This window comes from Leeuwenhoekiella sp. CH_XMU1409-2, from assembly GCF_037029365.1.
GTDB lineage: Bacteria > Bacteroidota > Bacteroidia > Flavobacteriales > Flavobacteriaceae > Leeuwenhoekiella > Leeuwenhoekiella blandensis.
Map to the genome: position 1 here is coordinate 32,109 of NZ_JAYMEI010000006.1, position 23,769 is coordinate 55,877.

Below are 23,769 nucleotides of genomic sequence, written 5' to 3' on the forward strand. Positions count from 1 at the left end.
TTTTTACCACTATTTATTTTTCTTCTTCAGTCTTTACTACAAGACGGAAACCTTCACCGTGAATATTCAGTATTTCTACAGTATCATCACGTTTTAAATATTTACGCAATTTAGCGATGTAAACATCCATACTACGAGAAGTGAAATAGTTATCATCTCGCCATATTTTTGTAAGTGCTAACTCACGAGGCATCAAGTCATTCTCGTGCAACGCTAACAGACGTAATAATTCGTTTTCTTTAGGAGAAAGTTTGTTAGGCTCTTCATCTTTATAAGTTAAAAAGCGCAGTTTAGAATTCAGAAAGAAATTACCGATCTGGAATTCAAATTGCTTACTATCTGCAACTGAATCGGTAGCCTTACGTAACATGATTGCTTTAATTTTCATAAGCAACACCTCACTGTCAAAAGGTTTATTTAGGTAATCATCTGCTCCTACTTTATATCCCTTTAAGACATCTTCTTTCATCGCTTTTGCGGTTAAGAAGATAATAGGCACATCCTCGTTTTTCTCGCGTATTTCTTTAGCCAATGTAAATCCGTCTTTATAAGGCATCATCACATCTAGAATACAAAGATCAAAGTCGTCTTTTTTAAACTTCTCAAAACCTTCCATTCCATTCTTAGCATGAGTTACATCATAATCATTCATTGAAAGGTAGTCCTTGAGGACAGTTCCGAAGTTTGGATCGTCTTCTACGAGTAAGATTTTTTTGTTTTCAGTTTCCATATGTTTAAGATATTAGTGGTAATTTAATTATGAAGGTACTTCCCCGACCCTTGTCGCTTTGTACCCAGATTTGACCTGCATGGTCTTCTACAATTCGTTTTGCATACGCGAGACCTAAACCGTGTCCTTTTACGTTATGTATATCGCCGGTATGCTCGCGAAAAAACTTGTCAAATATTTTCTTTTGAACCTGTTTAGTCATTCCATCTCCTTGATCCCGGATCTTAACCAAAATAAAATTCTTTAGGTTCTCTGTATACACATCAATTTTAGGCGTGTCAGAAGAATACTTCACCGCATTGTCTAAAATATTAACCAACACGTTGGTAAAATGGGATTCATTAGCCAATACCGAAGTTTTAACCGCTCCCAAATGCGTGTTGATATATCCCTGACGGTCTTCTACGATCAGCTCAATATGGGTAATCGCATCCTCGATAATATCGTGTAAACTCAGACGCTCTTTCTTAATATCAAGCTCGTTCTTCTCCAGTTTAGAAATACGCAGTACATTTTCTACCTGAGCGTGCATGCGCTTATTTTCTTCCCTGATCATTCCCATATAGCGCGTTAACGCCTCCGGATTACTACTGATCTTGGGATTTTTAATTGCATCTAAAGCAAGGTTTATCGTTGCAATAGGTGTTTTAAACTCGTGCGTCATATTGTTTATGAAATCGGTCTTGATTTCTGAAATCTGACGCTGCTTTACGAGTTGCTGCAATGCACTACTATACGCGATCACAATGATCAACGTAAACAAAATACTTAAGCCTCCCATTCCTATTACTGAAGAAACAACAAATTTTTTCTCCCCCGGAAAGTTTGCGACCAACTGGTAATCGCTGTTTCCTTCTGCATCTGTAAATAAGGGCACGCTGAAATTCTGATCCGGTGATTCTAGATCAAAATCCTTAGAACGTACACTGGTCACCAGATTGTTGCTGTAGATCGCATATTCAAAATTGGTTTCCATATCGCGCTCTGCGAGTTCCATCGTAAGTAACCGCGACAAGTCTTCTTCGTCAACACGTTTATGTATAGGGATCTTGCGTGTAATATACATTACAGCTTGCTCTATATTATAACGCTCGATCTCACTTAGATCAGACATTCTGGTGAGAACCGTAGTACGGTCTACTTCAGATCGATCTAAATCATTCTTATCAATGATTTGTGTGTATTGGCGTTGTAAATAGCGTTTAAATTTTATGCTATCTACTTCATAATCCAGAACCGGAGCACTCAATTTATAATCCTGCTCCACAATGCTGTTTCTAAATATATACGACTCGTTAGAAAGTGTATCTTCCTGTTTATAGATCAAATCGTATAAACTCACATCGTCAGGAACGCCAAGACTATCACGCATGCGCAATACCGGGTTGTACCAGGTATTTACTTCTTTCATTTGAATATCGTAAGCGACTTCTTTCAAGACCTGTTTTGCACTAAAAGCAAATTGACCACGCTTCGCTTCAATACTATTTGAGATCCAATAGCCCTGCACAAATATGATGCCTATCAGAGACAAGCTCATCAGCACGACAAGGAGTACAAATAGATTTTTATTCATAGCCCAAATGTATGATTTTAACATTTAGCACTTTGCTGGTTTAACCAAATGTTAACAAGAATAAGCTATGTGTTTACGCGGTCTCGCAAGAGTTGAAGATGTATTTCTCCTGCCTTTTTTTTACTGTTTTCAAGATCTATATTCTCAATCACAAAGTCGGCTAACGGGATTTTTTTCGCATCATCCCATTGTTTATTTATGCGCTTTTCAATGTCTTCTGGAGTGGTCTGATCGCGTTTTAAAACACGATCAATTCGCAACTGTTTAGGTGCTGTTATTAATATGATCGCATCAAGAGCATCGGCCGTTCCATTTTCAAAAAGTATCGCGGCTTCTTTTAAAACATAAGGCGCATTTTGCGCTTTGCACCAAGACTTAAAATGGGTTGCTACTGCCGGATGAACAATGCCATTAAGTTGTTCTAACAATTGATCGTCATTAAAAACCTTACTTGCGACATACTTACGGTCAAGTTGCCCTTTTTGGTAAGCCTCATCCCCTAAAAGACCGGTAATGGCTTTTTTTAGAGATTCGGTATTCATTAAAGCTTTTGCCTCTGCATCTGCGTAATATACCGGAATATCAAATTCTGAATTGAAATATGCGGCAATGGTGCTCTTACCACTACCTATTCCGCCTGTGATACCTACGATTTTCATTTTACTAAAAGATATTGCACAGTGCTTTCGCTAAGTCTGATGTCTCTTACATAAGACGGAGCTTCTTTGACTTCAGGAGTTAAGGAAGTTGACAGGCTTTCGACTTGATCAAAATCTACAACTACTTTAAAGTCTGAAGATTTAACCAACTCGTAATTGCTGAGATTCACATTGAAAATTACATTAATACGCTTCGGAAACACCTTTGCCTTAACATTTGAAGGCACGTTGATCAACTGTAAAGGAACCGAAACACTACCCTCTGTAAATTTATCTACCGATAACGAGTACAATACTTTATCAGGTCTAATTTCAACCATAGGTATAGCTGCATTAAAGCTAAGCTGAAGGCTGTCTGAGACAGAATTTCGTACGTTTTCAAAACTGATCGCTTCGGTATACACTCGGGTAATGGTATCTAATTCAGATTGCGGACCTCTTAACGTAATGGTGTCAGGGTCGACTTTAAAACCTTCTAAACTCCCATAACCGGCAGCAAAACTGATAGCATATTCCGGGATCACAGGAACCCGTTTCTCAAAATTTTTATCCAGATCAAAAAAGACCGTATCGGGCTGAAATGAAGTGATATCACTTCCCGTCAAACTTCCTTCTAAAGCATCTTCTTCTGCATTAAAAACATAGTATGCTTTGCCATTTTTCTGCTGAAGTTGTGAGAGATCGATTGGGAATTTTTGAGAGAAGAACCGGTATTTAAAGTAATCGTAACCGCTTGCTTTTCCCTTTACCTTAACCTGATTGGTAGAAGCTGACTTTAAAATCTGGTCATCTCCTAAGTTTTCAAAAGTGAGCGGAACCGTGACTGAAAAATTAAAGTTTCGGTTAAGCTTGATCATCACAGAAATTGCAGCAACCACCAGTAATATGGTTAGAAAAACCCTCAGGTTTGAATTTTTACCGCGTTTTTTAGGATTAGCCATAGCAACTCTTTACGCTAAATTACTCAAAAAATAAGTGAGGATACTGTAAACGCGGGTCCTTTTTAAACCAACCTATCATCAGTTTTGATTTGATAAAAGCTACACCATACCCAACAAATTGAACCAGCACTGCCCATACACTCAAAAGACCAATTACCGCACTTTTATTTTTAAAGCTTGAATCGATTGCGATAATTCCCAAATACGCAAAAAGAAAAAAGGACGGCAAGAAAAAACCAAAAAGTGCGCTCACTGCGACCACAACCAAGCCTAATGTAAAGAAACTTGGAAACCAAAAGGTCAAACGTGCCGTTTGCGGATGCCAACGAGTAAGAATAGGTCGTACGGCACCAAACTTTTTTACCTGCATATAAAACTTAGACCAGGAAATACGCCGTTTATGAAAGACATAAGCTTCAGGAATTAATTGGGAAGTATATCCCATTTGCCACAGTCGAATGCTTAAATCAGGATCCTCTCCCGGATGAATATTTCCAAAACCTTTTGAGGCTTCAAAAGCTTCTTTTGAAATCCCCATATTAAAACTACGTGGTTCAAAATTGGTAGTAGCCTTTTTACGACCTCTGATTCCGCCGGTGGTTAAAAACGAGGTCATCGCGTAATTGATCGCTTTTTGCAAGGTCGTAAAATCTTTGTGCGCCGCATCTGGACCTCCAAAAAAATCGGTATACCTTGCTGTAAGTGCACTTTCTACAGAGCTCAGGTAATTTTCCGGTAGCACACAGTCGCTATCTAAAATAAGATAGTAATTACCCTTGGCGCGTTGCATCCCATAATTTCTGGAAGCACCGGGACCGGAATTTTCTTTGAAGTAGTACGAAATATTTAAATCTGTAAAGGCATTCACCACCTCCTCTGAAGTTTCGGTAGAACCATCTTCAACAATCACAATTTCATAATATTGCTCATAGCGCTGCGCGCGTAAACTCTCCAAAAGTTCTAAAACTTCCTGAGGCCTATTGTACACGGGAACCACGATTGAAAAATGCAAATTCATTGAGATCGTCTTCGTTAGGAAACTGCTGTAAATTTAAAATTTCGATTATAAAAAATGTCCGAAAGTCGTTAGACTGTCGGACATTCTATTTTAAATATGCTTAAACTATTTACTCTTCTTCTTTTTCTACAAAAGCTTCCATAACTGCATCACTCACGCCCATATTGCTAAAGCCTCCATCATGAAATAAGTTCTGTAGCGTTACTTTCTTCGTCAAATCTGAAAATAAGCTTACGGTATAATCTGCACAATCCTGAGCTGTTGCATTTCCTAACGGACTCATTTTATCTGCATAAGCGATAAATCCGTCAAATCCTTTAACGCCTTGACCGGCAGTCGTAGGTGTTGGTGATTGAGAAATAGTGTTTACACGCACTTTCTTATCTCTACCAAAGAAATAACCAAAACTACGCGCAATACTTTCTAAATAGGCTTTATTATCTGCCATATCATTGTAGTCAGGAAAAACACGCTGTGCAGCCATATAAGTCAAGGCTACGATACTTCCCCACTCATTCATAGCATCTTGCTTATACAATACTTGCATGGTTTTATGAAAAGACATCGCGCTTACATCTGTTCCTTTTTGTGTCCAGTCATATTTTTGATCGGTGTAGTGACGACCTTTACGTACGTTGATCGACATCCCAATACTGTGCAAAACAAAATCAATTTTCCCTCCTAATTCTTCAACAGCTCCGGCAACCAGTTTTTCTAGATCTTCAACCGAAGTTGCATCTGCAGGAATAATTTTTGAACCTGTTTTTTCAGCAAGTTTATTAATACTTCCCATACGCATCGCGATCGGCGCATTAGTCAAAACAAAGGTTCCTCCTTCTTCGTGAACACGTTCTGCAGTTTTCCAAGCAATTGAATTTTCATCCAAGGCGCCAAAGATGATTCCTCGTTTTCCTTTTAATAAATTATAGGACATAATAGTGGTTTAATTTAAGTAGTCAAATATACTGTTTTATTCATTGAGAAGTTGCCTTGCATGGTCAAAAGCTGCTTCGGACGAAGCCTTCCCTCCTAACATTTCTGCCAACTCAGCAATGCGCTCTTCTTTGGTAAGTACGCGAATTCCGGTGGTAGTTTTTTGTGCAATATCTTCTTTATACACTTTAAAGTGTTGCGCACCCTTACCTGCAATCTGAGGTAAATGCGTGATGCTGATCAACTGCATACGGGTCCCCATTGCCTTCATAATATTCCCCATTTTAAGTGCGATCTCGCCGCTCACCCCCGTATCGATCTCATCAAAGATCAATGTGGGTAATTGTGCATAAGCACTTAGAACTGCTTTGATCGCAAGCATTATTCGGGAAAGTTCACCACCGGAAGCTGCCTTTTTCAACTCCTGTGCTCGCATACCTTTATTGGCAGTGAATAAAAAGTGAAGTTGGTCTTTACCATTTTCTAAGAATGAAGTACTATCGGTAAGGCTCACCTCAAAATGTGCGTTAGGCATCCCGAGATCGGTTAAGATCTCTTCAAGCTTTTTGGTTAATGGTTTTATTGCTTTTGTTCGGTTTTGCGTAAGTACTTTTGCGCGCTTCTCAAGATCGAGTTTAGCCTCGGCGATCTCACGCTCTAAATTATGAATGGAAGCATCTAGATTATTTAAAGACTGTACTTCATCATCTAATGAATCGCGTATCTCGATGAGTGCTTCTACACTGTCTACATTGTGCTTTTTCTGAAGATCAAAAAGTAATTTTAATCTTTGCTCTAAACGCGTAAGTTCTTCAGGGTCTCCTTCAGTTTCTGAAGCTAAATCATTTATAGCTTCTGCTACATCGTCAAGTTCAATACTCACCGCTTCAAGCCGATCGCTCAATTCTTTAAGTTGCGGACTAAAACCTGAAAGTTTTGACAAGCGCAGTTTTGCGGTAAGTAGCATTTCGTTGACGCCCACTTCTTCTCTACCTAAAACCTGATAAGCTTCAGCAAGACCTTCGGTGATCTGCTCAACATTATTAAGTGCATCGTGAGCTTTTTCTAGGTGTTCTTGTTCGCCTGCTTTTAAGTTTGCAGCAAGCAATTCTTCTAACAAAAAGCTTTTATATTCTTCTTCTTTTTGCGCTTCCTCTTTTTGTTTCTGAAGCTTTTTAAGCTGTGCCTCTTTCTTGCGGAAATCGGTATAAATTCCTTTATAATCTGAAAGCAGACTTTGATTATCTGCAAAAGCATCTAAAACCTGAAACTGAAAATCTACGTCGGTAACCTCTAAGGTTTGATGCTGACTATGAATATCTACCAGACGCGCTCCTAAAGCAGAAAGTTGACTTAAGGTTACGGGCGTGTCATTTACAAAAGCTCTACTTTTTCCGCTTGCTAAAATCTCTCTACGCACAATAGTTTGCGCTTCATAATCCAGATCTTCTTCTTCAAAAAGAGATTTAAGTGCATACGCATTTACGTCAAAAGTAGCTTCGATGACACATTTTTCTTCAGGATTGCCAATGCTGCTCAAATCGGCACGCTTGCCTAAAATCAAGCCCAATGCTCCCAAGAGAATCGATTTACCGGCACCGGTTTCACCGGTGATCACAGTAAAACCGTCTTTAAAATCAAGGTTAACCGCTTCTATTAAAGCGTAGTTTTTAATCTGTAGATTGGTTAGCAACTAGCGAATACTTTAAAAATTGAAAGAAAATACCCAAGTAAAATGGGTTGTTAGCTTAAGCACAAATATAACAGAGTTTAGCGGCACTTTCAAAGATTTTAATGCCGTCTTATAATTTGATTTGCTGCCAGAAAGAAGACTTAGTTGGCGCCACTTTATTCAATACAGAAACAAGACTGCTCACGTTAACCTGTGGGCCACCAGAGAACATATTTGCAATCTCCTCTGCTTTGGTATCAAAAAACACCCGCGTCAAAAAGTTGTTAGGTCTGCTTGCATAGAGCTGGTTAAACAATTCTAAAGTTGCAGCAACACCTTGTTTTGCTTCCCGCGGATTGTCTGCCATATAATCCAATCCGTTTCTGTGATAAGCGTACATGATATCAGAAAAGGTTCTAAAGTTGGGCGAGAGCAAATCGTTGTTTAGTCTGAATCGGGTTTGCGTTCCGCTTTGCGGAGACCAACCTTCGGTCACCTGTTGCTGCGCCGTATTTACAATACGCAATGCCTCTTGAAAATAAGGTTCTCCCCCATTCAATTCATACGTAGCCGCATCCAAGCCAATAATAGTATATGCATAGAACGCGAGCACTGAGATCAAATTGGAATCAAAACTATTTGGATTGTAGTTTAAAGGCTGAAATTCTGTATATCTAAAATTGAATTGTTTATCATTAAAATTGAAAATAGGCGTGTTATACGTGGTATTGAACACGGGTCTGGAAGATTGCACTTGAACCGAAGCCGTAAAATAATCTGAATCGATATTTGAAACAATGATCACCAGACTGCAATCAATTTTTTCTTGCTGCTTCACATTGAGATCAGTCCAAGTGGTATTGTTCATAAACTCGGTAAGTTCGGTTTTCAAAGTTCTAAAAACCTGAAGATTGCTTTGACCGGTTTGCTCAGCGTTAATGATTACCGAACAGTTGAGCTCTTGCGCCTGAATAGGAAGACTCAACAATAAAAGAGCAACAAGCAATCTAAGCATACATCAAGTTTTGAATCATGTGCAATAAATCTTTAGCGACTTCATCTTTAGGCTTCAATTCCTGTGGAACAACAGCACCAGACTTCGAAATGAAAGTTACTTTATTTGTTTCGGTTTTAAAGCCAGCTCCTTGATCATTTAAAGAATTGAGTACTATTAAATCAAGGTGTTTTCGCTCCAATTTGCCTTTAGCGTTAGCAATTTCATTTTCGGTCTCCAGGGCAAAACCTACTAAAAACTGTTTCCCTTTAGTTTTACCCATATGTGCCAAAATATCTGTCGTTGGCTCCAAAGCGATTGACATCGAAGCTTCTTTTTTCTTGATCTTTTGGTTTGCAACTTGTGCCGGTCTATAATCAGCAACAGCTGCTGCTGCAATAGCAATATCAACCTTGTCAAAATTAGCCTGCACAGCATCCAGCATTTGTGCTGCTGAAGTAACGCGAATAACTTCGATTAAATTGTGTTTCAACTGAAGATGCGTAGGTCCTGAAATCAAAATCACGGAGGCACCTAAACCTGCTGCCGCTTCTGCAATGGCGTACCCCATCTTGCCGCTGCTGTGATTTCCTATGAATCGTACGGGATCAATTGCTTCATAAGTTGGACCGGCAGTAATCAACACCTTTTTTCCTTTAAGCGGAAGTTTGTTTAAAATGTCATCTTCTATAAAAGAGACAATAGCTTCAGGTTCTGCCATTCTTCCTTTTCCCTCAAGACCGCTAGCGAGTTCGCCACTTGTGGCCGGAATCATGATATTTCCGTAAGAAATGAGTTTTTCAAAGGATTGATGGGTGCTTGGATGTTTATACATATCCAAATCCATCGCCGGAGCAAAATACACGGGGCACTTTGCCGATAAGTAGGTTGCTAATAATAAGTTGTCTGAAGTACCGGAAGCCATTTTAGCAAGTGTATTGGCCGTAGCCGGAGCTATAACCAAGAAATCGGCCCAAAGGCCGAGTTCTACGTGGTTATTCCAAACAGCATTCTCGTTTTCCTCTTGAGTAAAGGTAGAAAGCACTTCATTTTTTGAAAGCGTAGAAAGCGTTAACGGAGTAACAAAATCCTTGGCATCGGGCGTCATAATAACACGAACCTCTGCTCCTGCTTTGATAAAGCCCCTAACCAAAAAAGCCGCTTTATAAGCAGCTATTCCGGCGGTTACTCCAAGCAATACTTTTTTACCGCTTAGTATAGACATGACTACTCTGTTGCAGTCGTATCGCGGAAGTAAATTTTATCTTCAAGCCATTCTTGAACAGCCATTGCGTGTGGCTTAGGCAAGCGCTCGTAGAATTTAGAAACTTCTATCTGCTCTTTGTTTTCAAAGATTTCTTCAAGACTGTCGCTGTAAGTAGCAAACTCGTCTAGTTTCTCTAAAAGCTCTCTTTTAATTTCTGTATTTATCTGTGTTGCACGCTTAGCGATGATAGAAATCGCTTCGTAGATGTTTCCGGTAGGAGCATCAATCTCACTGCGGTTATGCGTTACTGTATTTACAGGTGCATCTAGATTCTTAACATCCATAATATTCACTTTATTTAATTAGGAATAATTTTCTAAAATTTGATCAATATCTGCTTTAATCTCATCGGCCTGAGCACGATACTCTCCTTCCGGGAAATAACGGATTAAAGTCTCATACATTTCAATAGCTTCTTCTAATCGCGGCTTCACAAGCACATAAATACTTTTTGAGCCGTACTGATACTGCGAATCTAACTTGTAGAAAAACGCAGCTTCGCGAAAAGGAGAGCCCGGGTAATCTGATAAAAAGTCATCAAATGCCGAAATAGCCACTGGATAGTCCATAATTTTATGCCATCCTTTAGCGACCATATATGATTTTTTCTGAAGTTTTATACTCAACTCTTTAATACGCTCACTTGCATCTGCAGCGTATTCAGACTCAGGATATGCGGTAATGAATTGTTGTAAGTAGTCAAGACCTTTTTCAGTTTCAGACTGGTCAAGCTGATAATTAGGTGATAATTCAGCATAACTCACAGCAGCCTTGTACTGTGCTTCTTCTGCTTTATCTGAGTCAGGATAAGCAGAGACAAAACGGTCAAACTGATAACCTGCTAAATAATAATCTTCAACCTGATAGTGCGAATCTGCATAAAGATACATAATACGTTCTGCCTGTGGCTTACCACGGTAGGCAGGAACGATTTGTTCCCATAATTTTACAGACTTGCGGTATTTTCCGGCATCATACAATGAATCTGCAAAAGAATACTTTAAGCCCATATCCTCAGATTTTAGGGCTTCTTGATATTCACTGCAAGAGGCTAGTGAGATTACGGCTAATAGTATTACTAAAGTTTTCTTCATTAAGCTTAAAAACATCGGGCAAAAATAAGGTTTTTCTAGGGATTACAAAACTTAAAGACCAGTCTCGCTCAAGTATGTTGCAATATTTTCTTGTAAAGTGGAGGTTGCAGCCACCAGCGGAAGCCTAAGCACCTCTTTGCAAATGTGTTTTTGAGCAAGTAGAGCCTTGATTCCTGCAGGGTTTCCTTCAGCAAAAATCAAATCGGCAGCTGGCATTAAGGTATAATGTTTTTTATAGGCTTCGGTATAATTCTCGTGCAATCCCTCTTTGATCATCAATGAAAAAATTGCCGGAACACCTTGCGCCAAAACGGAGATCACTCCGTCTCCTCCAGCAGTCACTGTAGGTAACGCCAAAACATCATCACCAGAAATCACTAGAAACCCTTCTGGGCGATCTTTGATCAAACGCATCATCTGAACCATATCTCCGGCCGCTTCTTTAACTCCGATGATATTATCAAAGGTATTTGCAAGCTTTAATACAGTCTCGGGAAGCATGTTGCTGCCTGTTCTCCCGGGCACGTTATATAGAATTATAGGCAAACTTGTAGCCGTGGCTACAGCTTCATAATGCGCAAAAATACCCGCTTGAGTAGGCTTGTTATAATAAGGAGAAACAGAAAGTATTGCCTTAAAAGCACTTAAATCTCTTTCTTTTAATTCATTGATGACTGCAGCGGTATTATTACCCCCTATGCCTAAAACCAAAGGCAATCTACCTGCATTCACTTCGATCGCTTTCTTGATTACAGCGTCTTTCTCTTGGGCGGATAAGGTGGCATTTTCAGCCGTGGTTCCCATTACCACAAGATAATCTACACCACCGTCGATGTTGTAGTCAATTAATTTGGCAAGACCGTCAAAATCTACACTCAAATCTTCATTAAACGGAGTGGCTAATGCTACACCGGTTCCTCTCAATTCCTGCATGTTATTTTATGCGTTTTAATATTTTTAAATAGTTGATCAGCTCCTTTTCAAACACATCTATCTGATTTAATGGAGTTTTAATCGTGAGATCATTAAATTCCATCATATCCTCAGAAACACCTACTCGAAACAAGGCATTGGATTGTGCCGAAACGAAATCCAAAAATACATTTTCTGTACTGTAATAGCTTAACAAGAGGTCAAAAGGTTTCTTTACAAACGCTTCTATCTCTGAATTTTTCAAACCTCCTACAAAATTAAAGTCACCAGCTCTTAGTGCGATTTGATTTTCTGTGGTGTTTACCTCTTTATTTTCAGTATAAAAAACAATCTTATTTTCAACAGATTGCGACAGGTTATCCATCATTTTTTTTAAACCTGACCACTCCTCAAAAAACCTCGCATCAACCAAAACACCAACCGTTTGAATACAAGCTACCTGCCTTGTTTGAACAGGTTTTTGGCGTGTTTTGTTAACCTTAGTTTTAAGCAAATTGTGCTTCAATCCGTTTAAAAACATCTAAATTTGTTTTGGCGCAAATGTAATTAATTATCGCGCAAAGCAAATCTTTTATTTAATCCTTGATGATTCGATTCTTTTCCCTTCTTTTTCTTGCAAGCATCGCAGTTAGCTGCAAAGATTCACAAGCAACACTCACACAAATCAACGGCAAACAAATCGCCATAACCGATAGTTTAAAAGGTGACGAAGCCATTTTAGAATACATCGCTCCTTATCGAAAGCGTATTGACGATGAAATGGGTGCCGTACTTGCATACGCGCCTACGAGCTTATCTAAAAGCGAAGGCCCGTATAATACCGCCATTGGTAATATGATGGCAGATGCTGTTTATGAATTGAGTAATCCTGTATTTAAAAAACGTACCGGAAAGGAGATCGATGCAGTTTTGCTTAATCACGGCGGTATACGATCTACCTTAAATGCGGGCGATGTAACTATGCGTACCGCTTTTGACATTATGCCTTTTGAAAATAGTGTCGTGGTAGTTGAATTGAACAGCGACCAGATCAAAGAAATGTTTTCCTATTTAGAATCGGGCAAAGCACATCCTATCTCAAATATGCAGATCATTCTAGATCAGGATGAAAAGCTTAAATCTACCACCATCAATGGCAAACCTGTTGAAGAGGGTAAAACCTATTTTGTCGCCACCAATGATTATTTACAGCAAGGCGGAGACCGAATGACGTTTTTTAGTAAACCTGTAAGTATGGAAGTTTTAGATTACAAAATCAGAACTATTTTGGTTGACTATTTTAAAGCCAAAGACACAATTGCCCCCGTTAGAGACAACCGATTTATAAAAGAGTAATTATGATAAGAAGAACCTTTATAAAACAAACCGGAATTGCAACCGCAGCAATTTCTGCATTACCCAGCTTTGATCTTTTTGCTGAAACCAAAAAGACAAAAACAATTACCATTTTGCATACTAACGATGTGCATAGTCATATAGATCCTTTTTCTCCGGAGGATGCTTCGCATCCCAATCAAGGAGGTGTTGCCCGCAGACTCACTCTTGTTGAAGCCATTCGAAAAGAAAACCCCAACACACTTTTATTAGATGCTGGAGATATTTTTCAAGGAACCCCTTATTTCAATTTCTATGGAGGTGAGCTGGAATTTAAATTGATGAGTCTACTTAAGTATGATGCGGCAACCATAGGTAATCACGATTTTGACAACGGCGTTGGCGGTTTGGCAGCCCAAATGCCCAATGCAAGCTTTAAAATGCTGAGCGCCAATTATGACTTCACAAATACAGCTATGGAAGGCCTCACCGAGCCTTACGAAGTTTTTATTAAAGACGGAATCAAAATTGGTGTTTTTGGATTAGGAATTCAGCTTGAAGGTTTGGTTACCAAAGCACTAAGCAAAGAAACAGAATATTTGGATCCTGTTGAAATTGCTCAGGATATGAGCAGCATTCTAAAGGAACAAGAACAATGTGATCTGGTTATTTGTTTATCACATCTGGGCTACGATTACAAGTTTGATAAAATCTCAGACCTTAAACTTGCTGAAAAAACGCGTAATATCGATTTGATCATTGGCGGTCATACGCATACATTTTTAGATAAACCGGTTATTGTAAATAACGCAGATGGCGTAGAAGTTCTGGTAAATCAAGTAGGTTGGGCAGGCATAAATTTAGGAAGAATCGATTTTACCTTCAACCTGGACGGAAGCGTTTCAAATAATGCACGAACCATTACGGTTTAATAGCCTTCTCGACTCTCGTCTGAATAAACTTCGTCTATACTCACAAAGTAAAGCGTAACGCAAGTTTTGTGTACGCAAATAGCAATCTTGGTTCCAACAGCAATTATAGGAATCGAGAGACTATAGGTATACAGAAAAGCTAATATCGCTTCAACTAGCAAGCCTCCACCAATTAGATACAGATAAACATTACTCGGATGCCTGTTTCTTAAAGGGATCAAGAAACAAACCATTGTAAAAAATAACAATAAGATTGCTCCTGAAATAAATAAGAATTTATTGGGGACCAACTCGTAATACATGGTCATAAGATAGATAACCGTATACACACAGAAAATAAGACCAATACCCGGTTCAACCAGCATCTCCTTAGTTATTTTGCGAGATTTGAGCTTCAAAATTGGCAAAAAGGTGTACAACATTGCTGCGGCTGCCAAAATGAACATCACTATAATCTCTACAAAATATTTATGAACATCTATTATTAAAAAGACCTCTCCTATATAAGCCGTAATAAGAAATAAGGCAAAAACGATATTATGTCGTTTTAAAGCGGTATAGTAATAGAAGTAGAAAAATAAATAGAAAAAAGGCTGAAAGAAATAACCTAAATCAATAATCAAGCTTGAACCCAAAATAAAAAGCAAGCAACAGAACATACCAGTAATTAAAACTAGAGACGGCTTGATAAATTGGATTCTTCTTTTCATTGGTTCAAAAGTAAGCCATGGATATCTTTAAATGCTCCTTAAATTTAATGAATTATGAATTTTTATACTAGAAAAACTCCTCGCGTGATTTTAAGATATTCTGAAGTTTGATTAGATAATTCACTAAAAAGATCTTTAAGACAATCATAGAAAACAAAGAGAAGTAGAGTACAACAGTATTAGACCATAGAAATTCATAGATAAACATAGAAGGAGCCATTACTCCCATAGCACCGCCCATAATATACAACGCAAAATTATCTGGATGTTTGTTTTTTACAGGGATTAGTGTACAGAAAAACAACCATGACAAAAGCGCCAGCAAGGCTGGAAAAAAAACAAGATTATTCGGAAGGTTGTCAAAAACCATAAAAGTCAATTCCCAAAAGATATACATAACCGCTATAAGCCCTAACATAGGCCGCAAAAGCTCATTAAGTTCTGTTTTAAAGTTGGCCTTGGCGTATAACGGCCATAAATGATGCAGCATAGAAAAAGTTGCCAGACTATAACAAAGCATAACCAAAGTAAAATACTTTGTAAAGTCTATTAAAAAGAACATTTCGTTGACCAATTCACAGGTCAAATAGAACAATAAAAAGAAGTTATTTTTTTTTGTGCTAGTAACGTAATAGCTATAAATGAGGACAACACAAATAGGACGCAAATAAATAGAGAAACTCAAATCGCACCCCAGCAGTATCAATTCAACCACAGCAGTAAGAATATAAGCTAACAGCAAGTAGTTAGATTTCATTTATAATGCTCTTTTGAGTTTTAGATGCTCATCTCAATAGATCAACATACAATTAGTCTCTTTAAAATTTACAGTGTTTACTATAAATAGTTTGGTTAATCTATCATTAAAGAAAACCCGAATAGTAGAAACAAGTTTTTTACAAGTTAAATTAACTAAATCATCGTTAAAAAATCATCCTCAGAAATGATAGGCACACCCAATTTTTCAGCTTTTTGCAATTTGCTAGGCCCCATATTTTCTCCTGCAACAAGATAATTTGTCTTAGATGAAATACTTCCGGAAGCTTTTCCTCCGTTATCTTCTATCAGTTTTTTTAGTTCTGTGCGTGATACTTTTGAAAACACTCCGGAAATCACAAACGTCTGTCCTTGCAATTTTTCGGTTTGATTTTCTAGCACCGAAGCATCAAGCTCCAATTGCAGACCATAATCCTTCAATCTTTTGATAAGATCTTGATTTGCTTCTTCAGAGAAAAATGAAACCACACTTTGTGCAATACGCGCTCCTATCTCATCTACAGCAACTAAAGTTTCTTCTGAAGCTTCAGCTAACGCATCAATGGTTTTAAACTGCTTAGCCAGTTTACGCGCCACTGTTTCGCCCACATATCTAATTCCTAAACCAAACAAAACCCGTTCAAAAGGAATTTGCTTAGAAGCTTCAATCCCCTTGATCAAGTTATCTGCCGACTTTTCTGCCATTCGTTCTAAAGGCAATATTTGCTCTTTTTTAAGCGTGTAGAGATCAGCATAATTTTTGATCAACCCTTCGTTTACTAATAAAGCTACGGTTTCACCTCCCAAGCCTTCAATATCCATCGCTTTACGGGAAATAAAATGTTGAATTCTACCAATGATTTGCGGAGGGCAACCCATATCATTCGGGCAATAATGCTGCGCTTCCCCTTCCTGACGCACGAGCGTTGTACCACACTCAGGACATTCTGAAATATATTCTGTTGCCGTCGAGTCTGGATCGCGTTGCTCAAAATCAACCCCAACAATTTTAGGAATGATTTCGCCTCCTTTTTCAACATACACGTGATCTCCCTCGCGCACATCTAGCTTTTCAATTTGATCTGCATTGTGTAGCGAAGCGCGCTTTACAATGGTTCCAGCTAATTGCACGGGAACGAGATTTGCAACCGGAGTAATTGCTCCCGTACGTCCTACTTGATAGGTTATTTTTTCAAGAACAGTTTCAGCTTGTTCGGTTTTGAATTTATACGCCATTGCCCAACGTGGTGCTTTAGCTGTAAAACCTAATTCCTCTTGTTGTCTAAAGCTATTCACCTTGATCACAACACCATCGGTCTCATAAGGTAAATCGTGACGATGCTCATCCCAATAATTTAAAAACTCAAAGGTTTCTGCAGTTGAAGCGGTTTTTTTTGCCACCTCCGGAACTTTAAATCCCCAAGAACGCGCTTTTTCTAAACTTTCGAACTGCGAAGCAATATCCAGGTTTTCTCCCACAATACTATACAGTAAACATTCCAGCGGTCGCTTAGCCACCTCTGCACTATCCTGAAGTTTTAAACTTCCCGAAGCGGTATTTCTTGGATTGCTATAAGGCTCATCTCCGGCCTCTACACGTTCAGCGTTCATGGCTGCAAAACCCGCAAGCGGAAGTACAATTTCACCGCGTATATCAAATTTAGCAGGAAAATCACCTTTCAACTTTAAAGGCACACTGCGAATGGTTTTAACGTTATTGGTCACATCATCCCCTTGTACACCATCACCACGCGTAACTGCGCGCACCAAAACTCCTTCCTCGTACGTCAAACTAATAGAAGCCCCGTCATATTTAAGTTCGCACACATATTCAACGGCACCATCAACTAATTTTTTTATGCGCTTTTCCCAATCTTCAAGATCCTCTTGCGAGTAACTATTGTCAAGAGAATACATGCGATGCTCGTGCTTTACAGTAGCAAAATTTTTGGTCACCTCTCCTCCTACCCGAAGTGTTGGCGAATTAGCATCATAAAATTCAGGATGCTTTGCCTCCATTTCCTGAAGCTCCTTTAATTTCTGATCAAAGGTATAATCATCAACCTGAGGCTTGTCAAGCACATAATATTCATAATTATACTGTCGCAATTCTTGACGAAGCGCTTCAATTTTTTCTTGGGCAGTCATAGTGTACTAAAAATTAGCAGGATGTAAATTTCGGCTTTGCCAGAATCATAGAATTTGATTTAAGGCAAAAACTGAAATACAACCAGTCGTTTGTGAAAATAATTTTTGGGGTCAAAATTAAACTTTAGCATCCCCGAAGCAAATTGAGCATCATTAATAGGCCCAACCTCTTCTAAAACCCAGAAATACTCTGAGATCAATTCATTATAATAGCTTTGTGAACGCATCATCTTAAAGAAGATGCCATCCTCGTTGATTTTAAGCGGTTGATGATTTTCTTGATGTACATCTGCGTGTAAACCCGATGCTTCGTAAACTTCTTCTAAAGATTCTGGAAGAACCTTAAGCTTTTGATGCGCACTAAAATTGCCAGACTCTAAATCTTTAAACAATGCCAAATATGCCTTTTCTAAAGGCAGTGATGGATAAATACCGTTCAATTGAAGTTCAAAATGAGCTACCAACGCATTCAAGGCTTTTGCTTTTTCCAGTCCTAATTCAATTTGAAATTCACTGATGCGCTCATCACGCGTCAAACAAGATGTACAAACAAAGAAAACAGCCAGCACCAACCACCTCATGTATCTTTAAGTATTTTCGGGCTTTAAAAATTTTGAAGTGTGATCAGGTTCAAAGGCTTTCATTTTCTGAAGCAAACGCTCTACATCAGCATCTTCAATTAAGAGTTCGCGATTGTTTTTATTTAAAAAACCACGTTTTACCATCTCATCCAACATTGCGATCAAGTGATCGTAAAATCCATTGGTATTGAGCAAGCCTATGGGTTTATGATGCAATCCCAACTGACTCCAGGTAATGATCTCAAAGAGCTCTTCAAAGGTTCCAAAGCCACCGGGAAGCGTAATAAAACCGTCACTCATTTCTTGCATTTTAAGCTTGCGCTCGTGCATATTTTGGGTTGTAATAATTTCGTCCAGATCAGGATATACAATTTCTTTGGTCTTTAAAAATTCTGGGATAATCCCAATAGCTTTGCCTCCATTTGCCAAACTCGCCTTAGCCACTTTACCCATAATCCCCAATTGCGAACCACCATAAATCAGTGTGAGTTGATGTGCTGCCAGTTTTTGACCAAGCAGACTTGCTTGTTCTATTATTTTTGGATCTGTGCCTTCACTGCTTCCGCAAAAGACACATATTGATTTTAAATCGTTCATTAACGTTGTGCTTTTATCATTCTTGGCTTTCCTGCAAAATCATCACGTAATTCTACTTGAGAAAAACCAATATTCTTTAAGAGACTTACGGTTTCTGCACTTAAATATTGATTGATTTCAAAATACAAAATTCCGTTAGGTTGGAGAGCTTTGATAGCGAGTTCTGCTATTTTTTTATAAAAAATTAAGGCATTTTGATCTTCTACAAAAAGCGCCAGATGCGGCTCGTAATTCAAAACATTTGCCTTGATCTCTACTTTTTCCAAATCACGCACGTAAGGCGGATTGGAAACAATCACATCATAAGATCGATCGAGCGCCTGACAATCCAAGATATCCTGCTTGATAAATTGAACATTCACCGCATTTGAGGAGGCATTTGCTTCAGCGATTTTTAAAGCATCTTCTGAAACATCTATCGCAGTGACTTTGGCTTCAGGAAGCAATTTTGCAAGACTCACAGCGATCGCTCCGCTTCCGGTACCAATATCGAGAATGGTACAGCTTGTATTTTTAAAATCAGTATAAATCCAGTCGACCAACTCCTCCGTTTCGGGTCTTGGAATCAAAACCGCAGGCGATAACTGAAACGGAAAACCATAAAATTCAGTTGAAGCTACAATGTATTGTAAAGGCTCGTTTTGTTGCAATCGCGACAAAGCCTTGTCAAATAAATTACGTTGTGCTTCATCAAGTTTTAGTTGAAAATTCAACGGAATTTCATATGCTGCGAGTTTTAAATACTCCTGAACCAAAAATTTAAAAAAAGTCTCGTATTCCTCCTGCGGATAAAGCGCTTCTAATTCCTTATAAAAATGGGTTCTATAGGCTTTTAGCGTCATTTAAAAAGTTTTAAGCATATGTACAGGACACGCGCTGTGGCCGGTGCATCCCATGGGTCCGTCGATGTATTCAAAACCAGATTTTTTATAAAGCTTTTGAGCAGCTTCCATATACGGCATCGTCTCAATGTACACTTGTTCAAAGCCAGAAGTTTTAGCAAAATCCAGACAAACATCCATCAGTTGCTTTCCTACACCCTTTCCGCGCAGCGATGCAGAAATATACATTTTCTGAAGTTCACAAACCGGACCGTCATAGCTAGCCAAAGCAGCGATGCCAGCTCCACCTAAAAGTTTTCCATCTTCTTCAATAACAAAATATTCTGCTTGATCTACATCATACGTCTCATACATACAATCGAGTGCTTTATCTGCATACGCCGTTCCTACTTTGGGTACACCCATTTCAATTAAAATCGATCGTAATAAGGCTGCTAACTCCTCATTATCTGATGCTTTAATTGCTCTGATTTGCAACATAGATATTCTTACTTTTAAATGGTATTTTTGAGGCTGTGAAGATACACGAAAAATATATGTCGCGTTGCCTGCAACTGGCCAAAAACGGTCTTGGCAACACCTATCCCAACCCAATGGTAGGCAGTGTTATTGTCTATGAAGACCGCATTATAGGTGAAGGTTGGCACCAACAAGCCGGGCAACCCCACGCCGAAGTAAATGCTGTAAACAGCGTAAATGATCAATCACTACTCGACAAATCTATCATTTATGTAAGTCTTGAACCTTGCAGTCATTATGGAAAAACACCGCCGTGCAGCGATCTGATTATCGCTAAAGGAATTAAAAAAGTGGTCATAGGTACGGTTGATCCTTTTGCTGAAGTTGCGGGCCGCGGAATCAAAAAATTACTCGATGCTGGTTGTGAGGTTTTAGTTGGTGTTCTTGAGCAAGAATGCCAACAGCTTAACAAGCGCTTTTTTACTTTTCATCAACAAAAGCGTCCTTATATAATCCTAAAATGGGCAGAAAGTCTGGATGGTTTTATTGCTCCTGAAGCGAAGAGTAGAAGCACCCGTGAACCGGTTTGGATCACCAACGCCTACAGCAAGCAATTAGTACACAAGTGGCGCGCAGAAGAACAAAGTATTTTGGTAGGAACCAAAACCGTAGAAGCAGATAATCCCAGCCTTACTACTAGAGATTGGAGCGGTAAATCCCCTACGCGAATTGTTCTTGATCGCGAACTCAAAATCTTTGAGGAAAGTAGGGCTTTTGATGAAAGCGCTACAACACTGGTTTTTACTGAAAAAAGCAAAGAAAGTACAAGTTCAACAAAATATATCACCGTTGATTTTGATAAAAACCTGATTACCGAAGTGCTCCAAACGCTTTACAAAGAAGGTTTACAATCGGTGATCATTGAAGGTGGAAGTGCCACTTTACAAAATTTCATTGATCAAAAACTTTGGGATGAAGCCCGTGTGTTTAAAGGGAAACAAAACTTCCATAATGGAATAAGCGCTCCTAAACTATCCAATGCTCAACCTATAAGATCTAGTCAACTAACCGGTGACCATTTGGTCTATTACACTCACGTAAATGATTAAAAACATTGTTTTCGATTTTGGTGATGTCTTCATCAATCTCGATAAAAAAGCTCCCGAGCAAGCTTTAGCCAAAATGGGAATTCGGCATATTGATGAGGAGATGACCACTTGGCATAATATGTATGAAAAAGGCTTGATGAAAAGTAAGCAACTTACAGAAAACTATCTCAAAAAATTTCCTTCACTCACCGCATTATCTTTTAAACAAGCCTGGAACAGTATTATTTTAGATTTCCCGCAACATCGTTTGGATTGGATTATGCAACTGGCAAAAGACAAAACCTACAGACTTTTCCTTTTGAGCAACACCAATGATTTACATATAGAACAGGTGATTAAGAATATGGGTGCACTGCGGTATTCACAATTTCAAAATTGCTTTGAGCGCTTTTACCTTTCTCAAAAGATCAATATGCGCAAACCTGACCTTGAGATTTACGATCACGTGCTTCAAAACGATACTTTGATCGCTGAAGAAACCTTATTTATAGACGACACCCTTTTAAATACTGCGGCAGCCGCATCTATGGGAATTCATACTTGGCATTTGGAACCGGGCGTACAAGACGTAACACAACTATTTGAAGTAAAAAAGGACTTATTTTGATCTATCTTTTACTGAGCATAGTATCCTCAAGTATTATTTTTCTTGTCTTTAAATTATTTGACAAATACCAAGTCAATACATTTCAAGCTATCGTAGTTAATTACCTCATCGCAAGTGTATCTGGTATATTATCTTATGATCAGCCTATAAATTTTACTGCAATCCCATCCTATTCTTGGTTGCCGGGGACATTATTTCTGGGTGTTCTTTTTATAGTGATCTTCAATCTGATGGCGATCACAACACAACGCAGCGGACTTTCTGTAGTTTCTGTAGCGACCAAAATGAGTGTAGTACTACCAATTACATTTGGTTTGATCTACTATAACGAAAGCTCAGGAACACTCAAGATCATAGGAATTTTGCTGGCGCTGATCGCAGTGTATTTGGTTTCGCTGAAAAAATCAAACGATAAATCAACAACAACACAAAGCAGTTTACTATTCCCTATTCTTGTTTTTCTGGGAAGTGGAATTATAGACACGACAATCAAATTTCTTGAAGACAGTTACGTGGCCGAACAAGATGTACCCCTGTTCTCGGCGATGATTTTTGTCACCGCATTTATTTTGGGCATCAGCGTTTTAGGTTACCAACTTTTAAAAGGAAAAGAAAAACTTCATTTTAAAAACCTGCTAGGCGGTATCGCATTGGGAGTTCCTAACTATTATTCCATTTACTTTTTGGTTCAGGCGTTAAGACATCCTTCACTAGAAAGTTCAACGGTTTTTACACTGAACAATGTGGGAATTGTAATGGCTGCAACTTTGATCGGAATTTTATTTTTTAAGGAAAAACTTTCCACAAAAAACTGGATCGGCATTGCGATCGCAGTAATAAGTATTATACTCATCGCTGTTGTAAAATCGAATTAATGGAAGAACAAACAAGCAGAGACACCTATAAAACGATTGCAAAAACCAGCGAAGAATCACTCTTTAAAGACCGAGGCAGTAAGTTTATAGGGCAAGCACATCCGGTAAAATCTGAAGCCCAAGTTGAAGAAGTTTTAGCTGCACTGCATCAACAACACAACAAAGCTTCTCACATCTGCTACGCTTGGCAGTTAGGCAAAAATTACGAGCAGTACAGAGCTAATGATGATGGCGAACCCAACAATTCTGCAGGACAGCCCATTTACGGACAATTGCAATCTTTTGAAGTAACAGACACCTTAGTAACGGTAATTCGATATTACGGCGGAACCAATCTAGGTGTAGGCGGATTGATTCAGGCATACAAAACAGCAGCACAATTTGCATTAGAAAGTTCAAAAATAGTGGTCAAAACCATTACTGAAGAACTTCAGTTGAACTTCGAGTATGCTTTATTGCATACAGTTATGCGCATCATCAAAGAAGAACAACTTGACATCGCACACCAAGAAATGGAGCTCAGTTGTGAAGTAACCGTATCAGTAAGAAAAAATGATCTGGAGCGAATTCAAGAACGTTTTAATGCGGTCTTCGGTATAAAAACTACTGTTTTGTAGCTTCGTCTTCAGCCAAAAGCTCTAAAATATATTCAGGACATCGCGTAGGGCGATTCGTTTTCATATCTACAAAGACCAAAGTCGTCTCTGCTTTTGTTAATAATTCTTGATTTTGATTAGTAATTTCATAGTCAAAAACTATACTGGCGCGAGGTGTTTTTCGCAAGGTAGTTTTAACCGTTAAAAGATCGTCAAAAAAAGCAGGCTTTAAAAAAGAAATTCGCATGTCATAAACAGGAAGCATCACGCCGTTTTCTTCCATTTTTTTGTAGGAAATTCCTAAATTTTCAAGCCATTCAATGCGTGCAACTTCCAGATATTGAGGATAATTACCATGATAAACAACTCCCATTTGATCGGTCTCACCGTACCTAACTTTAACAAAACTATTATGCGATTTCATAC

Annotated in this window: 27 protein-coding genes; 6 read left to right on the top strand and 21 right to left on the bottom strand. The window is 38.7% G+C overall.

Features of this window, described 5'->3' with window-relative positions; genetic code table 11:
• Positions 1-13: 13 nt before the first annotated feature.
• From WA338_RS08025 to WA338_RS08085, 13 genes are all read right to left on the bottom strand, one after another.
• Positions 14-730, bottom strand: coding sequence for a response regulator transcription factor (locus WA338_RS08025; protein ID WP_009780011.1), 717 nt, complete (start codon positions 728-730; stop codon positions 14-16).
• A 4-nt stretch (positions 731-734) separates the two neighbouring features.
• Positions 735-2,306 carry a sensor histidine kinase gene (locus WA338_RS08030; protein WP_040532674.1) on the bottom strand — a complete coding sequence of 524 codons (1,572 nt, stop codon included), beginning with the start codon at positions 2,304-2,306 and terminating at the stop codon, positions 735-737.
• A gap of 65 nt (positions 2,307-2,371) precedes the next feature.
• On the bottom strand, positions 2,372-2,965 hold the full coding sequence (coaE, locus tag WA338_RS08035) for a dephospho-CoA kinase (protein WP_336092896.1): 594 nt from the start codon (positions 2,963-2,965) through the stop codon (positions 2,372-2,374).
• Positions 2,962-3,906 (bottom strand): YbbR-like domain-containing protein, encoded by a 945-nt coding sequence (locus WA338_RS08040; RefSeq protein ID WP_336092898.1) that lies wholly within the window; start codon positions 3,904-3,906, stop codon positions 2,962-2,964. Before WA338_RS08040 ends, coaE begins: the two co-directional genes overlap by 4 nt.
• Positions 3,907-3,925: 19 nt before the next feature.
• Positions 3,926-4,924 (bottom strand): glycosyltransferase, encoded by a 999-nt coding sequence (locus WA338_RS08045; protein WP_336092900.1) that lies wholly within the window; start codon positions 4,922-4,924, stop codon positions 3,926-3,928.
• Positions 4,925-5,033: 109 nt separating this feature from the next.
• A complete protein-coding gene (locus WA338_RS08050) occupies positions 5,034-5,858 on the bottom strand; it encodes an enoyl-ACP reductase FabI (RefSeq protein ID WP_009780006.1) in 825 nt (274 codons plus the stop codon).
• A 36-nt stretch (positions 5,859-5,894) separates the two neighbouring features.
• Positions 5,895-7,550: a DNA repair protein RecN gene (gene recN, locus WA338_RS08055; RefSeq protein WP_336092902.1), complete on the bottom strand. Its 1,656-nt coding sequence runs from the start codon at positions 7,548-7,550 to the stop codon at positions 5,895-5,897.
• Positions 7,551-7,659: 109 nt separating this feature from the next.
• Positions 7,660-8,544, bottom strand: a complete 885-nt coding sequence (gene porD / locus WA338_RS08060; RefSeq protein WP_336092904.1) for a type IX secretion system protein PorD — start codon at positions 8,542-8,544, stop codon at positions 7,660-7,662.
• The gene (gene coaBC, locus WA338_RS08065; RefSeq protein ID WP_336092906.1) at positions 8,537-9,748 is read right to left on the bottom strand and encodes a bifunctional phosphopantothenoylcysteine decarboxylase/phosphopantothenate--cysteine ligase CoaBC; all 1,212 of its coding nucleotides are present in this window, start codon (positions 9,746-9,748) and stop codon (positions 8,537-8,539) included. The genes porD and coaBC overlap by 8 nt, the downstream gene beginning before the upstream one ends.
• 2 nt (positions 9,749-9,750) lie before the next feature.
• Positions 9,751-10,074 (bottom strand): DNA-directed RNA polymerase subunit omega, encoded by a 324-nt coding sequence (locus WA338_RS08070; protein WP_009780002.1) that lies wholly within the window; start codon positions 10,072-10,074, stop codon positions 9,751-9,753.
• 18 nt (positions 10,075-10,092) lie between these two features.
• Positions 10,093-10,884 carry an outer membrane protein assembly factor BamD gene (locus tag WA338_RS08075; RefSeq protein WP_336092910.1) on the bottom strand — a complete coding sequence of 264 codons (792 nt, stop codon included), beginning with the start codon at positions 10,882-10,884 and terminating at the stop codon, positions 10,093-10,095.
• A 51-nt stretch (positions 10,885-10,935) separates the two neighbouring features.
• Positions 10,936-11,817 (bottom strand): 4-hydroxy-tetrahydrodipicolinate synthase, encoded by an 882-nt coding sequence (gene dapA / locus WA338_RS08080; RefSeq protein WP_336092912.1) that lies wholly within the window; start codon positions 11,815-11,817, stop codon positions 10,936-10,938.
• 1 nt (position 11,818) lies between these two features.
• The gene (locus WA338_RS08085; protein ID WP_336092914.1) at positions 11,819-12,337 is read right to left on the bottom strand and encodes a DUF6913 domain-containing protein; all 519 of its coding nucleotides are present in this window, start codon (positions 12,335-12,337) and stop codon (positions 11,819-11,821) included.
• 65 nt (positions 12,338-12,402) lie between these two features.
• On the opposite strand from WA338_RS08085, the gene WA338_RS08090 reads away from it, so the two are divergent.
• Positions 12,403-13,152: a 5'-nucleotidase gene (locus tag WA338_RS08090; RefSeq protein WP_336092916.1), complete on the top strand. Its 750-nt coding sequence runs from the start codon at positions 12,403-12,405 to the stop codon at positions 13,150-13,152.
• 2 nt (positions 13,153-13,154) lie between these two features.
• Positions 13,155-14,063 (top strand): bifunctional metallophosphatase/5'-nucleotidase, encoded by a 909-nt coding sequence (locus WA338_RS08095; RefSeq protein ID WP_336092919.1) that lies wholly within the window; start codon positions 13,155-13,157, stop codon positions 14,061-14,063.
• Here WA338_RS08095 and WA338_RS08100 read toward each other — a convergent pair.
• The 7 genes from WA338_RS08100 to WA338_RS08130 all read right to left on the bottom strand — a co-directional run bounded on the left by WA338_RS08100 (position 14,060) and on the right by WA338_RS08130 (position 20,177).
• Positions 14,060-14,773: a hypothetical protein gene (locus WA338_RS08100; protein WP_336092921.1), complete on the bottom strand. Its 714-nt coding sequence runs from the start codon at positions 14,771-14,773 to the stop codon at positions 14,060-14,062. The two genes, WA338_RS08095 and WA338_RS08100, sit on opposite strands and share 4 nt — an antisense overlap.
• A gap of 67 nt (positions 14,774-14,840) precedes the next feature.
• Positions 14,841-15,530, bottom strand: a complete 690-nt coding sequence (locus WA338_RS08105; RefSeq protein ID WP_336092923.1) for a hypothetical protein — start codon at positions 15,528-15,530, stop codon at positions 14,841-14,843.
• Between the two features lie 155 nt (positions 15,531-15,685).
• A complete protein-coding gene (gene ligA, locus WA338_RS08110) occupies positions 15,686-17,677 on the bottom strand; it encodes an NAD-dependent DNA ligase LigA (RefSeq protein WP_273016243.1) in 1,992 nt (663 codons plus the stop codon).
• Positions 17,678-17,736: 59 nt separating this feature from the next.
• On the bottom strand, positions 17,737-18,258 hold the full coding sequence (locus tag WA338_RS08115; RefSeq protein WP_009779992.1) for a hypothetical protein: 522 nt from the start codon (positions 18,256-18,258) through the stop codon (positions 17,737-17,739).
• 6 nt (positions 18,259-18,264) lie between these two features.
• Positions 18,265-18,855, bottom strand: a complete 591-nt coding sequence (locus WA338_RS08120) for a TIGR00730 family Rossman fold protein (protein ID WP_009779991.1) — start codon at positions 18,853-18,855, stop codon at positions 18,265-18,267.
• Entirely contained in the window at positions 18,855-19,697 is an 843-nt protein-coding gene (gene prmC / locus WA338_RS08125) for a peptide chain release factor N(5)-glutamine methyltransferase (protein ID WP_273016240.1), read from the bottom strand. The genes WA338_RS08120 and prmC overlap by 1 nt, the downstream gene beginning before the upstream one ends.
• A complete protein-coding gene (locus tag WA338_RS08130) occupies positions 19,698-20,177 on the bottom strand; it encodes a GNAT family N-acetyltransferase (RefSeq protein WP_336092928.1) in 480 nt (159 codons plus the stop codon).
• Between the two features lie 35 nt (positions 20,178-20,212).
• Here WA338_RS08130 and ribD point away from each other — a divergent pair, with 35 nt between their 5' ends.
• Genes ribD through WA338_RS08150 form a run of 4 tightly spaced genes read left to right on the top strand, consistent with a single transcriptional unit; the run spans position 20,213 to position 23,364 of the window.
• Positions 20,213-21,265 carry a bifunctional diaminohydroxyphosphoribosylaminopyrimidine deaminase/5-amino-6-(5-phosphoribosylamino)uracil reductase RibD gene (ribD, locus tag WA338_RS08135; RefSeq protein WP_336092930.1) on the top strand — a complete coding sequence of 351 codons (1,053 nt, stop codon included), beginning with the start codon at positions 20,213-20,215 and terminating at the stop codon, positions 21,263-21,265.
• A complete protein-coding gene (locus tag WA338_RS08140; RefSeq protein ID WP_336092932.1) occupies positions 21,258-21,872 on the top strand; it encodes an HAD family hydrolase in 615 nt (204 codons plus the stop codon). Before ribD ends, WA338_RS08140 begins: the two co-directional genes overlap by 8 nt.
• Positions 21,869-22,747, top strand: a complete 879-nt coding sequence (locus WA338_RS08145) for a GRP family sugar transporter (RefSeq protein WP_336092935.1) — start codon at positions 21,869-21,871, stop codon at positions 22,745-22,747. The genes WA338_RS08140 and WA338_RS08145 overlap by 4 nt, the downstream gene beginning before the upstream one ends.
• Positions 22,747-23,364 carry an IMPACT family protein gene (locus tag WA338_RS08150; RefSeq protein ID WP_336092937.1) on the top strand — a complete coding sequence of 206 codons (618 nt, stop codon included), beginning with the start codon at positions 22,747-22,749 and terminating at the stop codon, positions 23,362-23,364. Before WA338_RS08145 ends, WA338_RS08150 begins: the two co-directional genes overlap by 1 nt.
• Here WA338_RS08150 and WA338_RS08155 read toward each other — a convergent pair.
• The gene (locus WA338_RS08155) at positions 23,351-23,767 is read right to left on the bottom strand and encodes an acyl-CoA thioesterase (RefSeq protein ID WP_336092939.1); all 417 of its coding nucleotides are present in this window, start codon (positions 23,765-23,767) and stop codon (positions 23,351-23,353) included. The genes WA338_RS08150 and WA338_RS08155 overlap by 14 nt on opposite strands.
• Positions 23,768-23,769: the final 2 nt, after the last annotated feature.